Source organism: Streptomyces narbonensis (assembly GCF_014649015.1).
Taxonomy (GTDB): Bacteria; Actinomycetota; Actinomycetes; order Streptomycetales; family Streptomycetaceae; genus Streptomyces; species Streptomyces narbonensis.
This window is the reverse complement of record NZ_BMSF01000001.1, coordinates 470,807-485,104: the sequence shown is the minus strand read 5'-3', so window position 1 is coordinate 485,104 and position 14,298 is coordinate 470,807. Positions and strand designations below refer to the sequence as shown.

Below are 14,298 nucleotides of genomic sequence, written 5' to 3'. Positions count from 1 at the left end.
CCCTTCACTCCACCGGCTCACCCCCTCGGCACGGCCACGAGCCCGCGCCCCGCACCCACCACCGCGACGGCCCCGTCCCGATCGGTCCGCAGCACCCGCGCCCCACCGGCCCGCAAGGCCTCCACGGTCCGGGGCGACGGGTGCCCGTACGGGTTGTCTCGCCCCGCGGACACCAGCGCGAGACGCGGCCGCACCGCCCTTATCAGCCTGGGATCCTGGTGCGCGGACCCGTGGTGGGCGACCTTGAGCACGTCCACCGGCCCCAGCCCCGGACCGCTCCTCAGCAGCGCGCGCTGGGCCGGCGGTTCGAGGTCGCCCAGGAGCAGCAGTCGCAGCCCTCCGGCGGCCCGGACGAGGAGGGTGACACTGGCGTCGTTCGCCCCGCCGGCCGAGTGGCCGACCGCCTCGCCGGAACCGGCCGGTGGCCACAGCACCCACCACTCCAGTCCTCCGACCCGCCGGTGCTCGCCCGCCCCCGCACGGACCACCGGCACCCCCGCGGCGGCCGCCGTCCGCCGCACGAACGCGGCCTGTGTGGGCGGCTCTTCGAGCCCCGTGGTCTGGATCGCCCCCACCGAGCGCCCCCGCAGCACCCCCCTCAGCCCGGCCACGTGATCGGCATGGAAGTGCGTCAGCACCAGCAACGGCACCCGCCGCACCCCGAGCTCCCGCAGACAACGATCCACCAGTACGGGATCAGGGCCGGCGTCCACCACGACGGCCGCGTCACCGCCCGCCGAGAGCACCGTCGCGTCCCCCTGCCCCACCTGGCACATCGCGAACGCCCAGCCCGGCGGCGGCCACCCCGTGGCCCACCGGGTGAGGGGCACCGGCCGGACGACCACGAGGAGAAGCAGCGCGGCGACGAAACCGGCGATCCACCCCCGGTACGGCAGCCTGCGCGCCCCGACCAGCAAGAGCCCCGTGGCCACCGCCAGAACCAGCCCGCCCCACCACCCGCCGGGCCAGGCCAGCTGGGCTCCCGGCAACTCCCCGCCCACACGGGCCACCCTCGCGATCCACCCGGCCGGCCACCCCGCCACCCAGGCGACCGCCGCCGCGGCCGGCTCCCACACCTGCGCCAGGGCGAGCGCGGCGAAGCCCAGCACCGTCGCGGGCGCGACCGCCAGTTCGGCGAAGAGATTCGCCGGGATCGCGACCAGGCTCACCCGGGCGGCGAAGACCACCACGACCGGCGCGCACACCGCCTGCGCCGCGAGGGCCGCCGCCAGTGCCTCCGCGAGCCGCCCCGGCACCCGACGCCGCCGCAGCGCCTCGCTCCACCGCGGGGCGACCGTCAGCAGGGCCCCGGTAGCGAGCACCGAGAGCAGGAAGCCGTAACTCCGCGCCAGCCAGGGGTCGTAGAGCACCAGGATCAGGACGGCGGCGGCCAGCGCGGGGATCAGCGATCTCCGGCGCCCGGTGCCGATCGCCAGGAGGACGACGAGCCCGCAGGCCGCGGCACGCAGCACGCTCGGATCGGGCCGGCAGACGACCACGAAGGCCAGCGTCAGCGCTCCCCCGGCCACCGCGGTCGCCCGCAGCGACAGCCCGAGCCGGGGAGCGAGGCCCCCTCGCTCCACCTGGTGCGCCCTCCCGGGACGCCCGATGAGCAGGAGCAAGATCACGGAAAGGTTGCTGCCGGAGACCGCGAGGAGATGCGTGAGGTCGGTGGCCTCGAAGGCGTCCCGCAGGTCGGGCTCGATCCTTGAGGTGTCCCCCACGACCAGCCCCGGCAACAGGGCCCGCGCGTCCGGAGCAAGCCCCTCGGTCGCTCTCCGCAGCCCGGCGCGCAGCTCACCCGCCGTGCGCTGTGGCGCGCTCGGTGGACCGACGATCAGCGGCGGACCCGCTCCGTCGACTTTGACGACCGCGGCGAACGGCTCGCCGGAGCGCAGCGGCGGCGCCGCACGGGCTCCGACCCGCAGCCGTGTCGAGGGCAGCAGCCGCAGCCACTCCTCCCTGTGCTCCCCCGGCGGCACGATCAGCAGCACCGGCGCTCGCGTCCGGTGCGCCGATCCGTCCGGCCGCTCGACGCGGGTCACCTCGCCGTCGAGGACGACCGAGACCGGCGCCATCGCGTTGCCCCGCACCCGGGGCCGGGTGAGCCGTGGATCGGACGTGACGGTGACCTCCATCTGCGCCCGGACATGGTCACGCGCCAGCGCCGGCACGGGACCGCGCCGCAGGTCCGCCGCGTGCAGTCCCGCCGAGGCCGCCCCGGCCGCCGCGCACAGCAGGACCCCCGCACACGCGGTCACCCGCAACCGCCGCCCCGACGTCACCGGAGCGGCCCCCGCCCCGCCGGACCGCCTCCGGACCAGTCCCGGAACCAGCAGGACCAACGCCCCCACCAGGCAGACCGCGACACCGGCAACCGTCCACCAGCCGGTGCCCCCCACAGCACAGGCCGACGCCGCCCAGACCGCCAGCGCGAGAGGAACGAGCCGCAGGTCGGCCGGCCCCTCCTCCCCCACCCCTCGGGACCGGTTCACGGCCGCACCAACGGTTCGAGGTCGGCGAACCGGCGCTCCCCGATGCCGTTGACCTCCCGCAGCTCGGCCACCGACCGAAAGCCGCCCTGCTCCGTGCGATGGTCGACGATGTGCCGCGCGAGGACCGGGCCGACGCCGGGCAGGGTGTCGAGCTGCTCCACGGTGGCCGCGTTGAGACTCAGCGGCGCCCCCGGCCCGCCCGGCCCGACGCCGGCTCCAGGACCGGAGCCGCCGACCGGCACCCCCGGCAGCCCGACCAGGACCTGCTCACCGTCCATGAGCACACGGGCCCTGTTGATCCCGGTCAGATCGGCGCCCGGTTCCGCCCCGCCCGCGGCCCTCAGCGCGTCCGCCACCCGCGAGCCCCCGGGCAGCGTCAGCACTCCGGGCCTGCGCACCTTGCCGCCCACGTCGACGACCACCCTCGCCCCACCCGCGCCGTGCCCCGGGCTCTGCCCGCTCCCCGCTCCGGTCCGGGCCCCGGACGGGGCGGGTGTGGCCGCCGCGGGGGCGGCGCGGACGATCTCGGGTGCCCGCACCGGCTCCGGCCGGCCCGTCCAGAAGTACCCGCCCGCGAGGCCGGCGGCCACGAGCAGGATCACGGTCAGCGCGGCCAGCGCCCGAGGTTCGAGCCCGCACCGCGTCTGCACCCACAGCGGAGTCCGCTCCCGCAGCACTGCCACCAGCCGCCCCCGCACCGCCCCCACCGGAGACCCCCGCTCCCGTGCCTCCAGCGCCTCCGCTGCCTCGGACACGACCGGCGGGAACAGGGCATCCCCCCGTCGTCGTACGACAGCTCCCGGTACCTCGGAGGCCGGGCGCACCCGGGTGCGCCTCCGCGCCCGCCCAGGGGACGCGCCGCGCCTTCCCGGTCGACTGCGCCCGTCCGAACCCGGTGCCCTGCCGGGCCCGCTCGTCGGAGCCCCCGGCCTGTCCGCGGCTCCGGTGGTGATCGATGCGATACGTGTACGAAGTGCCATGCTCGTGACGGTAGAGATCACGACGGCCCTGCGCGGGACTCACTCAAGTCCCGTGGAAAAGAGTTCGGTTGTGGATATCTCCGTCACTCGTACGAGGACGAGGACGAGGACGAGGACGAAAAGACGAAGGTGCAGGCGGATCTCAGCGCGGTGAGACGACGACCGCGAGGAGCCCCGGGCCCGTGTGGGCGCCGATGACCGCCCCTACCTCGCTGACGTGGAAATCCTCGATGCCCGGGATCCGCTCCCTGAGCCGGTCGGCCAGCACAGCGGCCCGCTCCGGTGCGGAAAGGTGGTGCACGGCGATGTCGACGGCGCCGGAGCCGGCCCGCTCCACGGCGATCTCCTCCAGGCGTGCGATGGCCTTCGAGGCCGTCCGCACCTTCTCCCGCAGCTCGATGCGCCCGCCGTCGAGTTCGAGGAGCGGCTTCACCGCGAGCGCGGAGCCGAGCAGCGCCTGCGCGGCACCGATGCGCCCGCCCCTGCGCAGGTAGTCGAGCGTGTCCACGTAGAAGTACGCGGAGGTCCCGGCGACCCGCTTCTCGGCCGCCGCGACCACCTCGTCGAGAGAGCCGCCCGCCTCCGCGACCTCCGCCGCGGCCAGCGCGCAGAACCCCAGCGCCATGCCGACCATGCGGGTGTCCACCACGCGCACCGGCACGGGGGCGTCCTTCGCCGCGAGCACGGCGGCGTCGTACGTCCCGGAGACCTCGGCGGACAGATGGAGCGAGACGATTCCCCGCGCCCCCGCCTCCGCCGCCTCGCGGTAGGCGGCGGCGAAGATCTCGGGACTCGGCCGCGAGGTGGTGACGGGCCGCCGCTTCTGCAGAGCCTCGGCCAGGGACCGGGCCGAGATCTCCGTACCCTCCTCCAGCGCGCGGTCACCGATGACGACAGTCAGCGGGACCGTCGTGATGGCGTGCCGCTCCCTCGTCTGGGGTGGCAGGTAGGCCGTGGAATCGGTGACGATCGCGACATGCCGGGACATGAGCGGGAGGTTACCTCCCGCAGCCCCGGCGCGGCAGCCCGGCCCCCCGCCGGACGCCCCGGACGCCCCTTCCCGCCCCACCAAACACACGCGACCCGCCGGACCACGTCAGGTCCGGCGGGTCGGGTCACATCAGGTCGTGGTCTCCGGGCGGGCCGACTTCTCCCACGGATAGGCAGTGCGCCGGGGATCAGGCGCCGTGATCGCGGGCGGCTCGTCCCCGGACGCCGGACCCGCCGCCCCGGTGGGGCTCCCCCACGGATCCGCCGCACCCGACTCCGACGCCGTCTCCGGACCGTCCCAGTGGCGCAGGGCGCCCGCCTCGACGTCGATCTGCGCACTCAGCGAGGACAGGTCGTCCTCCGCGAACTTCAGCGCCCGGTCCCGGGCCGCCCGGCGCAGGGCGTCGGCCGATCCCGCGATCTGCTCCGTCCGCCGCGTGAGCTCGGGCAGCTGACCGGCCACCCACGCCTTGTCCGGCTCCCGCTCCATGCGCTTCAGGTCCCCGTCCAGTTCGAGCCCGTGCGCGCTGAGGCGGTGGAACAGGTCGAGCGACTCCTTGAGCGAGGCATCCTCGCCGACACCCGCCTGCAGCGCCTCCTGCGTGGCCCTCATCGAGGTGCGCAGCGAGAGTCGCAGCCGGGCAAGCTCTCCCGCGACCCCGGCCTGACCGAAGCTCTTGGCGCGCAGCGTGGTGTCCTCCACCGTGCGTCGTGCCTGGTCCAGGGTGCGGTCCACCCCGCGCTTGGTCGCTTTGGCCACCTTCACGGTGGCGTAGACGCCGAGCGCCACGAAGGCGAAGAAGAGCAGCGCCATGATCGTGATAATCGCGGCTTCCATGTCCGCCCCTCCGGCATCGGTCGAGTCCCCACGGCTGTGGTCCCTCCACCGTAAACGGAACAGGCAGGCCAGGGGTTCCATCGGAACCCCCAACCTGCCCGTAGGGGAAACCCCCCATACCTCCGTCGTCAGCCGACAGACGTCAGACGTCAGACGTCAGCCGACGGACGTCGGCTGTGGCCGTCAGCCGTAGCCGTCAGCCTGCGACGATGTTGACCAGCTTCGGCGCGCGCACGATCACCTTGCGGATCTCCGCGCCGCCCAGCGCCCCGACCACGTGCGGGTCGGCCAGCGCCAGCGTCTCCAGCTCCGCGTCCGTGATCGACGGGGAGACCTCCAGGCGGGCCTTGACCTTGCCCTTGATCTGCACGACGCAGGTCACGGTCTCGTCGACGACGTACGCCGGGTCGGCGACCGGGAAGCCCTGGTGGACGACCGACTCGGTGTGGCCCAGCCGGCGCCACAGCTCCTCGGCGATGTGCGGGGCCAGCGGAGCGACCAGCAGCACCAGCTGCTCGGCGACCGGCCGGGACAGCGCGGCACCGGTCTTCGTCAGGTGGTTGTTCAGTTCGGTGACCTTGGCGATCGCGGTGTTGAAGCGCATCGCCGCCATGTCCTGGGCGACACCGTCGATCGCCTTGTGCAGGGCACGCAGCGTGTCCTCGTCGGCCGCGGTGTCGACGACGGTGACCTCGCCGGTCGCCTCGTCGACGATGTTGCGCCACAGCCTCTGCAGCAGCCGGTACTGGCCGACCACCGCGCGCGTGTCCCAGGGACGCGAGACGTCCAGCGGGCCCATCGCCATCTCGTACAGGCGCAGGGTGTCGGCGCCGTACTCGGAGCAGATCTCGTCCGGCGTCACCGCGTTCTTCAGGGACTTGCCCATCTTGCCCAGGACGCGGCTGACCTTCTCGCCCTCGTACCAGAAGGCGCCGTCCCGCTCCTCGACCTCGGCGGCCGGCACGGCGATGCCGCGGGCGTCCCGGTAGACGAAGGCCTGGATCATGCCCTGGTTGTACAGCTTGTGGAACGGCTCGGCCGAGGAGACGTGGCCCAGGTCGAACAGCATCTTGGACCAGAAGCGCGCGTACAGCAGGTGCAGCACGGCGTGCTCGGCGCCACCGACGTACAGGTCGACGCCGCCGGTGGGCATGCCCTCGCGCGGGCCCATCCAGTACTGCTCGACGGCCGGGTCGACCAGCTTCTCGGAGTTGCGCGGGTCCAGGTAGCGCAGCTCGTACCAGCAGGAGCCGGCCCAGTTGGGCATGGTGTTGGTCTCGCGGCGGTAGCTCCGCGGGCCCGCGCCGTCGCCCAGGTCCAGGGTGACGTTGACCCAGTCCTCGTTGCGGGACAGCGGGGTCTCCGGCTGGGTGTCCGCGTCGTCCGGGTCGAAGGTGCGCGGCGAGTAGTCCTCGACCTCGGGCAGCTCCAGCGGCAGCATCGACTCGGGCAGCGAGTGCGCGACGCCGTCCTCGTCGTAGACGATCGGGAAGGGCTCGCCCCAGTACCGCTGGCGGCTGAACAGCCAGTCGCGCAGCCGGAAGTTGACGGTGCCCTCGCCGATGCCGCGGTCGGCCAGCCAGGAGGTGATCTTCGCCTTGGCGTCGACGACGCCCAGACCGTCCAGCGAGATCTCGTCGTTGGCCGAGTTGATCAGCTTCGCCTCGTACGAGGCGAAGGCGTCGTCCCAGAGCGACGGGTCCGTGCCGCGGTCGTCCGACGGCTCGACGACGCAGCGCATCGGCAGCTCGAAGGCGCGCGCGAAGGCGAAGTCGCGGGTGTCGTGCGCCGGGACGGCCATGATGGCGCCGGTGCCGTAGCCCATCAGGACGTAGTCGGCGATGAAGACGGGGACCTGCTCGCCGCTGACCGGGTTGGTCGCGTACGCGCCGGTGAAGACGCCGGTCTTGTCCTTGGCCTCGGCCTGGCGCTCGACGTCGGACTTGGAGGCGGCCTGCTTGCGGTAGGCGTCGACGGCCTCGGACGGCGTGGCGTGCCCGCCGGTCCAGACGTCGTGGGTGCCCTCGGGCCAGACGGCCGGGACGATCTTCGCAGCGCCGTCGACCAGGGGGTGCTCAGGAGCCAGGACCATGTAGGTGGCGCCGAACAGGGTGTCCTGGCGGGTGGTGAAGACGGTGATCGCGCCGGTGTCGCCGACCTGGAAGTCGACGCGGGCACCCTCGGAGCGGCCGATCCAGTTCCGCTGCTGCAGCTTGATGGCCTCGGGCCAGTCCAGCGCGTCCAGGTCGTCCAGCAGGCGGTCCGCGTAGGCGGTGATCCGCATGTTCCACTGGCGCAGCTTGGACTTGAAGACGGGGAAGTTGCCGCGCTCGGAACGACCGTCGGCGGTGACCTCCTCGTTGGCCAGGACCGTGCCCAGGCCGGGGCACCAGTTGACGGGCGCGTCGGAGGCGTACGCCAGGCGGTACTCGCTCAGGACGTCGGAGCGCTCGGCGGCGGTCAGCTCGCTCCACGCGCGCGCGGCGCCGGGAACCTCACGCGTGCCGTTCTCGAACTGCTCGATCAGCTCGGCGATCGGACGGGCCTTGCCGGCCTCGTCGTCGTACCAGGAGTTGAAGATCTGCAGGAAGATCCACTGGGTCCACTTGTAGTACTCCGGGTCGATCGTGGCGAACGACCGGCGCTTGTCGTGGCCCAGACCCAGCCGGCGCAGCTGGACCTTCATGTTCTCCATGTTGGCCTCGGTGGACACACGCGGGTGCGTGCCCGTCTGCACGGCGTACTGCTCGGCCGGCAGGCCGAAGGCGTCGAAGCCCAGGGTGTGCAGCACGTTGTGACCGGTCATACGCGCGTGGCGGGCGTAGACGTCCGTGGCGATGTAGCCCAGCGGGTGGCCGACGTGCAGGCCCGCACCCGAGGGGTACGGGAACATGTCCATGATGAACTTCTTGGGCCGGGCGGCGACCTCGGGGTCGCCCGCCAGGTCACCGGAAGGGTTCGGCGCCTCGTACGTGCCCTCGGCGTCCCAGAAGTCCTGCCAGCGTGCCTCGATGTCGGCGGCCATGGCCGCCGTGTAGCGATGCGGGGCCGCCGTCTCGGCGGTCGTATTGATCTCGGTCATGGTCCTTGAAGCTCCATCGATCGTCTCTGCCCACTGCCACGAACTGCCGCGAAATGAAAAATCCCCTCGCACAGGAGGGGACGCCGCGCCGACTCCGGCGGGATGACGGTCGACGGGGCGACGGTCATGCGCCGGGACTGATCAGCGCGGCTCGGTAAGCAGGAGGCGTACGGCACGCATGGCGCCAGGGTACCGCAGGGCCCGCGCGGGCCGCACCGGCGTTCCACGCGCGAACGGACGGGGAAGACGTCCACACGACGTCCGGGCACAGACGTCCGGGCAATCAGTGAAGCAGGCGAACGAAGAAGGAAGCAGATAAACGAAGAAGCGGGCCACCCGATCCGGGTGACCCGCTTCTTTAACTGTGGAGCTAAGGAGAATTGAACTCCTGACCTCCTGCATGCCATGCAGGCGCTCTACCAACTGAGCTATAGCCCCTTGCTTCTTTCCCGTCTCCGTTTCGGTTTCCCTCGCGGCGACAGACAGAACATTAACCGGCTCCCGGGCAGATCTCCAAATCGATTCTCCGAGCCCCTCCGACCTGCCCGGTAGGGTCGCCGACTGTGTCCGTCTCCGTGCTCTCGAAATCCCGCGTCCGGCCGTGGCCCCTGGCCACCGCCGCGACGGTATGCCTGCTCTCCTTCGCGTCCTTCTGGGTGGCGCAACGCCTCGCCCACGTGAACATGCTCGACGTGATGGTCTACCGGGCCGAGGGCGAGACGCTGCGGGCCGGCGGGGACCTCTACGCGATGCGCGCCACCTCGGCGAATCTCGCCATGACCTATCCGCCGTTCGCGGCGGTGCTGTTCGTCCCGCTGACCCTGGTGAGCGTCCCCCTGATGCGGACGCTCTCGACCGCGGGGAACCTGCTCCTGGTGATCGCCCTGGTCCAGCTGTCGTTGCAGTTGGTCCGCCCGGCGCTGTCCCGGACGGACCTGTGGCGCACGACACTGTTCGTCGCCGCCGCCGTGGTCTGGTGCGAGCCGGTGTGGACGACGCTGCGGTACGGCCAGATCAACCTGCTCATAGCGGTGGCGGTCCTCTGGGACCTGACGCGCCGCGAGGGCAGCCGCTGGGCCGGGCTCGGCATCGGTCTCGCGACAGCGGTGAAGCTCACGCCGGGGCTCTTCGTGGTCCTGCTGCTCGCCGCCGGACTGTTGCTGTGGCGCCGGGACCGCCGCTGGAACCAGTGGCTCCGCACAGCGGTGACGGCGACCGGCGTGTTCCTGGCGACGACGCTGACCGTGGCGCTGGCCCTGCCGGCGGACTCGAAGAAGTTCTGGACGGAGACGCTCTTCGCGACCGGCCGGGTCGGCTTCGCCGAGGAGACCGCCAACCAGTCCATCAGCGGCGTCCTGGCCCGCCTGATGCACACGGACTCCCCGGGCATCTGGTGGCTGCTGACCGCCGCCGTCATGGGCGGCGCGGCGATGTACCTCGCGGTCCGGGCCGCCGTCCGCGGCGACAAGGCGGTGGCCGTGATCATCTGTGCGTTCACGGCGCTGATGATCAGCCCGATCTCCTGGTCCCACCACTGGGTCTGGTGCGTGCCCCTGCTGATCCTGCTCGCGGACCGCGCCACGCGCGCGTGGCCGGTGACGGGTGTGGTGGCCCTGGCCTTCACGTCGTTCGCGCTGTGGTGGGTGCCGCACGACCCGGGCCGTCCCGAACTGGACCAGAACGCGGGTCAGATGCTGCTGTCCGCCGTCTATCCGCTGACGGCGACGGCGCTGCTCGTGGCGTACGTGCTGAAGGAGCGGCGTCAGGCTCTGGCGAAGGAGTAGAAGCGCTTGAGGGTGCAGTGCTCGTCGAGGAGCCGGCCGTAGATCGGCTCTCCCTCCAGCTCGCGGTACGTCTCGATGGGATCGCCTTTTATGATCAGCGCCCGCGCGCACTCCTCGCACCAGTACTGGAAGTCGGGGTTGACGGGGTCCATGTCGCGCACGATGGGCGTACCGCTGCCGCACCAGTCGCACTTCCGCCTGTGTGCACCCATCAGTCAGCTCCAGCTGTGGCCGCAGGCCGCGCACCCATAGGACACCCTGCCGTTGTCGCCGAGCACTAGGGTCACCCTCCCGTCCGGATTCTCGTCCCCCTCCGGCCGTCCGATTCTGCCATGGCCCCGCAAGAGGGTCAGCGCGCTCGCCGGGGCAGCCCGGCCAGGGCGCCCACGACCGCCGCGACGGCCAGGGCGAGGGCGGTCGCCCGGAACGCGTCGGCGGACGTCTGCGCTCCGGTGGCCGTCACCCGGCCCAGGAAGAGAGTGCCGAAGGCGGCGACTCCGACGAGCTGGCCGAGCTGGGTGACGGTGACGAGCAGTCCGCTGGCATCGGCGGCGTCCTCGGGCCGTACGGTGGCCAGCGCGCCGGTCAGGGCGGGGCTGAAGGCCAGGGCGATGCCCACGCCCATGCCGCACAGGGCCGGGTAGAGACCCCAGCCGCCCGTGCCGCCGTCCGCGAGGGACCGGCCGAGGGCGATCGAGGCGCCCGCCGTGAGCAGGAATCCGCCCGGGACCAGCGCACGTTGCACCCGGTCCGGCCAGCGCCGCCAGGTCAGTCCGACGACGCCGAACGCGACGGCGGCGGGGCCGAAGGTGAGTCCGGCGCGCAGGGCGCTGTGACCGAGCCCGCCCTGCAGGTGGAGGGTGAGGGTGAACAGGAAACCGGCGTTGACGCCCATCGCCACGGCGATCCGGACGACCGCCCGTCCCATACCGGGAATCCGCAGGACGCGCGGGGCGATGAGGGGCGCGCCGCCGCGCCGGGCGAGCCTCGACTCGTACGCGCCGAACAGGGCGAGGAGCAGCAGGGAGCCGCCGAGCGAGAGCCACGACCACAGCGGCCAGTCCTGCTCCTCCCCGAGCACCAGGGGGGCGGTCAGCAGGGCCACGGCGGCCGCGAGGAGGAGCAGTCCGGGCAGGTCGAGGCCGCGGGTCCGCTCGGGGCCGGTGCGGGCGTCGCGCGGCAGGACCCGGGCGCCGAGGGCGAGCAGGGCGATGCCGATCGGGACGTTGACCAGGAAGACCGGCCGCCAGCCCGTGCCGAAGAGGTCGGCGCTGACGAGGACGCCGCCGGCGACCTGGCCCGCGGCGGCGCCGGTGGCCAGGACGGCGGAGTACGCGCCGAGCGCCCGGACCCGGCCCTCGCCGGTGAAGTTCCGCTGGATGAGGCTCAGCACCTGCGGGATCATCAGGGCGGAGCCGGCGCCCTGGAGCATCCGGAAGGCGATCAACTGGCCGGTATCGGCGGCGAGTCCGCAGGCCAGGGAGGCCGCGGTGAAGAGGGCGAGGCCGCCGAGGTACATCCGGCGGTGGCCCAGCAGGTCGCCGAGTCGGGCGCCGGTGATCAGCAACACGGCGTAGGTGACGGTGTATCCGGCGACGACGAGCTGGAGTCCGGCTCCGGACGCGGAGAGTTCGGAGCGGATGGTGGGTGCGGCGACGTTGACGATGAAGACGTCGAGGAGCGCCATGAACTGGGCGGCCAGCACCACGGCGAGCAGCATTCCGGGCCGATTGTCGGTGCCACCGTCTTTACTGAGTACGGGACGTGTTGTGGTCGAGGGCATGCGAGGAGCGTGCCCTCGGTCCGATACGGGTAACGAGAGCCCGCTGATGCTGGTACTGACACCACCTGGCAACGGCGGCACGGGGACCCGACCATGGGGGTGTGACGACTGTGGCAGCTGTACCGATCCAGCCGCGCCGACGGCCTGAGCTGGCCGCGTTCCTGCGCGGCCGCAGGGCCCGGGTGACCCCGGAGGACGTGGGCATGCCGCCGGGGCTGCGCCGCCGCACCCCGGGGCTGCGCCGCGAGGAGGTCGCCCAGCTCTCCGGTGTCGGTGTGACCTGGTACACGTGGTTGGAGCAGGGTCGCCCGATCAACGCCTCGGCGCAGGTGCTCGACGCCGTCGCCCGCACACTCCGCCTCGACCGGCCCGAGCGCGAGCACCTCTACCACCTGGCCGAGGTGCCGTACACGCCGGAGCGCGCCGCCCCGGACGTCGAGGTCGTCAGCCCGGAGATCCAGGGGATCCTCGACGCCCTGGACCCGCACCCGGCGGTGCTCTACAACGCGCGGTACGACGTGCTGGCGACCAACACCACCTATGAGCGGCTCTTCCTGTGGGAAGGCAGTGGCCTCGACACGGGCCCGTTCGGTTTACGCAACGTGCTGTGGGCGCTCTTCACGGCGCCGGAGCCGACGTGCCCCCTGGTCGACCGGGAGCAGGAGCTGCCGCTGATGGTGGCCCAGCTGAGGGGCGCGTACGGACGCCATGTGGGCGAGCCCGCGTGGGAGGCGTTCGTGCGGCGTCTGGCGGAGGCCAGCCCCGTTTTCGCGCGGCTCTGGCGGAGCGGCGACGTCGTGCCGCCGGGGACCCGGGTGAAGGCCTTCCGTCACGAGGCGGTCGGCGAGATGCGGATGACCTCGGTCTCCCTCTCCGTCAACGGGATGCCGGAGTGCCGGATCGTGACGTACACGCCGAACGACGAGGAGAGCCGCCGCGCGATACGGACGCTGGGTGGAAACGACGAATCCCGCCCCCTGTTGGGGACGGGATCCGGTGACTGTGGAGCTAAGGAGAATTGAACTCCTGACCTCCTGCATGCCATGCAGGCGCTCTACCAACTGAGCTATAGCCCCTCGTGTTCTCTGCGCTCTCTGCGCTGCGAACAAGATGAACTTTAGCCTGTGACCTGCCGGAAAGTGAAATCCGGGTCCGGCAGGCCGCTCACGTGCCTCAGTCGTCGTCGCCGAGGACCGGCTCGGGCAGCGTGCCGGCGTTGTGCTCCATCAGGCGCCAGCCACGGGCGCCCTCTCCGAGGACGGACCAGCAGCAGTTGGAGAGCCCGCCCAGGCTCTCCCAGTGCCGGGCCTCCAGGCCCAGGAGCCGGCCGATGGTGGTGCGGATCGTGCCGCCGTGGCTCACGACGACGAGCGTGCCGTCCTCGGGAAGCTTCTCGGCGTGTTCCAGGACGACCGGAGCAGCCCGGTCGGCCACCTCGGTCTCCAGTTCGCCGCCGCCCCGGCGCACGGGCTCGCCGCGCTTCCAGGCGGCGTACTGCTCGCCGTAGCGGGCGACGATCTCGTCGTGGGTGAGCCCCTGCCACGCCCCCGCGTACGTCTCGCGCAGCGCGGAGTCGTGGGCGACGGTGTGGCCGGTGAGCGCGGCCAGCTCGGCGGCGGTGGCCGCCGCCCGCTTCAGGTCGGAGGCCACGACGGCGTCCGGCTTCAGCGCGGCGAGCAGCCGGGCGGCCCGGCGCGCCTGGGCGACACCGGTCTCCGTCAGCTCGATGTCCGTGGACCCCTGGAACCGGCGCTCCAGGTTCCAGGAGGTCTGGCCGTGACGCCAGAGGACGATGCGGCGGCCACTGCCGCCCTTGGTGGTGCTCAGCTGAGCTCACCGTCCGGTCCGTCGGGCAGGCCGGAGCCCTCCAGGTCGACACCGGTCAGGGCGGCGTGCTCGGCCGCCTTGCCGCGGGTCTTCAGGGCTTCCTCGGGCAGCGGGAGCTCGGGGCAGTCCTTCCACAGGCGCTCGAGGGCGTAGAAGACACGCTCCTCGCTGTGCTGGACGTGGACGACGATGTCGACGTAGTCCAGGAGGATCCAGCGGGCGTCGCGGTCGCCCTCGCGGCGCACCGGCTTGGCGCCGAGGTCCTTGTTGAGCCGCTCCTCGATCTCGTCGACGATCGACTTGACCTGGCGGTCGTTGGGGGCGGAGGCGAGCAGGAAGGCGTCGGTGATCGACAGCACATCGCTGACGTCGTACGCGATGATGTCGTGAGCGAGCCGGTCGGCGGCCGCAAGAGCGGCGGCGTTGACGAGCTCGATGGAGCGATCCGTGGCGGTCACAAGCAGGCTTTCGTCGGCGGTCCAGTACCCCTCCAGGGTCTCACGGACCGCCGACGACGCC

At 72.3% G+C, this 14,298-nt stretch carries 11 protein-coding genes and 2 tRNA genes; 2 read left to right on the top strand and 11 right to left on the bottom strand.

Annotated features, from left to right (window positions below; genetic code table 11):
• Positions 1 to 17: 17 nt before the first annotated feature.
• From IE124_RS02070 to IE124_RS02045, 6 genes are all read right to left on the bottom strand, one after another.
• On the bottom strand, positions 18 to 2,495 hold the full coding sequence (locus tag IE124_RS02070; RefSeq protein WP_229832027.1) for a ComEC/Rec2 family competence protein: 2,478 nt from the start codon (positions 2,493 to 2,495) through the stop codon (positions 18 to 20).
• Positions 2,492 to 3,475 (bottom strand): ComEA family DNA-binding protein, encoded by a 984-nt coding sequence (locus IE124_RS02065; protein ID WP_189504134.1) that lies wholly within the window; start codon positions 3,473 to 3,475, stop codon positions 2,492 to 2,494. The genes IE124_RS02070 and IE124_RS02065 overlap by 4 nt, the downstream gene beginning before the upstream one ends.
• A 142-nt stretch (positions 3,476 to 3,617) precedes the next feature.
• Positions 3,618 to 4,463: a DegV family protein gene (locus tag IE124_RS02060; RefSeq protein WP_189504132.1), complete on the bottom strand. Its 846-nt coding sequence runs from the start codon at positions 4,461 to 4,463 to the stop codon at positions 3,618 to 3,620.
• Positions 4,464 to 4,595: 132 nt separating this feature from the next.
• Positions 4,596 to 5,303, bottom strand: a complete 708-nt coding sequence (locus tag IE124_RS02055) for a hypothetical protein (RefSeq protein WP_189504129.1) — start codon at positions 5,301 to 5,303, stop codon at positions 4,596 to 4,598.
• A 196-nt stretch (positions 5,304 to 5,499) separates the two neighbouring features.
• The gene (gene leuS / locus IE124_RS02050) at positions 5,500 to 8,385 is read right to left on the bottom strand and encodes a leucine--tRNA ligase (RefSeq protein WP_189504127.1); all 2,886 of its coding nucleotides are present in this window, start codon (positions 8,383 to 8,385) and stop codon (positions 5,500 to 5,502) included.
• A gap of 365 nt (positions 8,386 to 8,750) precedes the next feature.
• Positions 8,751 to 8,823: transfer RNA gene (locus IE124_RS02045), tRNA-Ala, on the bottom strand.
• Between the two features lie 125 nt (positions 8,824 to 8,948).
• Here IE124_RS02045 and IE124_RS02040 point away from each other — a divergent pair.
• Complete coding sequence (locus IE124_RS02040; RefSeq protein ID WP_189504124.1) at positions 8,949 to 10,169, top strand: glycosyltransferase 87 family protein; 1,221 nt, start codon at positions 8,949 to 8,951, stop codon at positions 10,167 to 10,169.
• Here IE124_RS02040 and IE124_RS02035 read toward each other — a convergent pair.
• Both IE124_RS02035 and IE124_RS02030 read right to left on the bottom strand, forming a co-directional pair.
• Entirely contained in the window at positions 10,148 to 10,381 is a 234-nt protein-coding gene (locus IE124_RS02035) for a hypothetical protein (RefSeq protein WP_055643500.1), read from the bottom strand. The two genes, IE124_RS02040 and IE124_RS02035, sit on opposite strands and share 22 nt — an antisense overlap.
• Positions 10,382 to 10,518: 137 nt before the next feature.
• Positions 10,519 to 11,889, bottom strand: coding sequence for an MFS transporter (locus IE124_RS02030; protein ID WP_229832025.1), 1,371 nt, complete (start codon positions 11,887 to 11,889; stop codon positions 10,519 to 10,521).
• Positions 11,890 to 12,053: 164 nt separating this feature from the next.
• Here IE124_RS02030 and IE124_RS02025 point away from each other — a divergent pair, with 164 nt between their 5' ends.
• Positions 12,054 to 12,974: a helix-turn-helix transcriptional regulator gene (locus IE124_RS02025; RefSeq protein ID WP_189504120.1), complete on the top strand. Its 921-nt coding sequence runs from the start codon at positions 12,054 to 12,056 to the stop codon at positions 12,972 to 12,974.
• On the opposite strand, the gene IE124_RS02020 is transcribed toward IE124_RS02025, so the two are convergent.
• The 3 genes from IE124_RS02020 to rsfS all read right to left on the bottom strand — a co-directional run bounded on the left by IE124_RS02020 (position 12,956) and on the right by rsfS (position 14,237).
• Positions 12,956 to 13,028, bottom strand: a tRNA-Ala gene (locus tag IE124_RS02020). The genes IE124_RS02025 and IE124_RS02020 overlap by 19 nt on opposite strands.
• Before the next feature lie 97 nt (positions 13,029 to 13,125).
• Entirely contained in the window at positions 13,126 to 13,779 is a 654-nt protein-coding gene (locus IE124_RS02015) for a histidine phosphatase family protein (RefSeq protein WP_189504733.1), read from the bottom strand.
• Entirely contained in the window at positions 13,776 to 14,237 is a 462-nt protein-coding gene (gene rsfS, locus IE124_RS02010; RefSeq protein ID WP_189504731.1) for a ribosome silencing factor, read from the bottom strand. The genes IE124_RS02015 and rsfS overlap by 4 nt, the downstream gene beginning before the upstream one ends.
• Positions 14,238 to 14,298 lie beyond the last annotated feature (61 nt).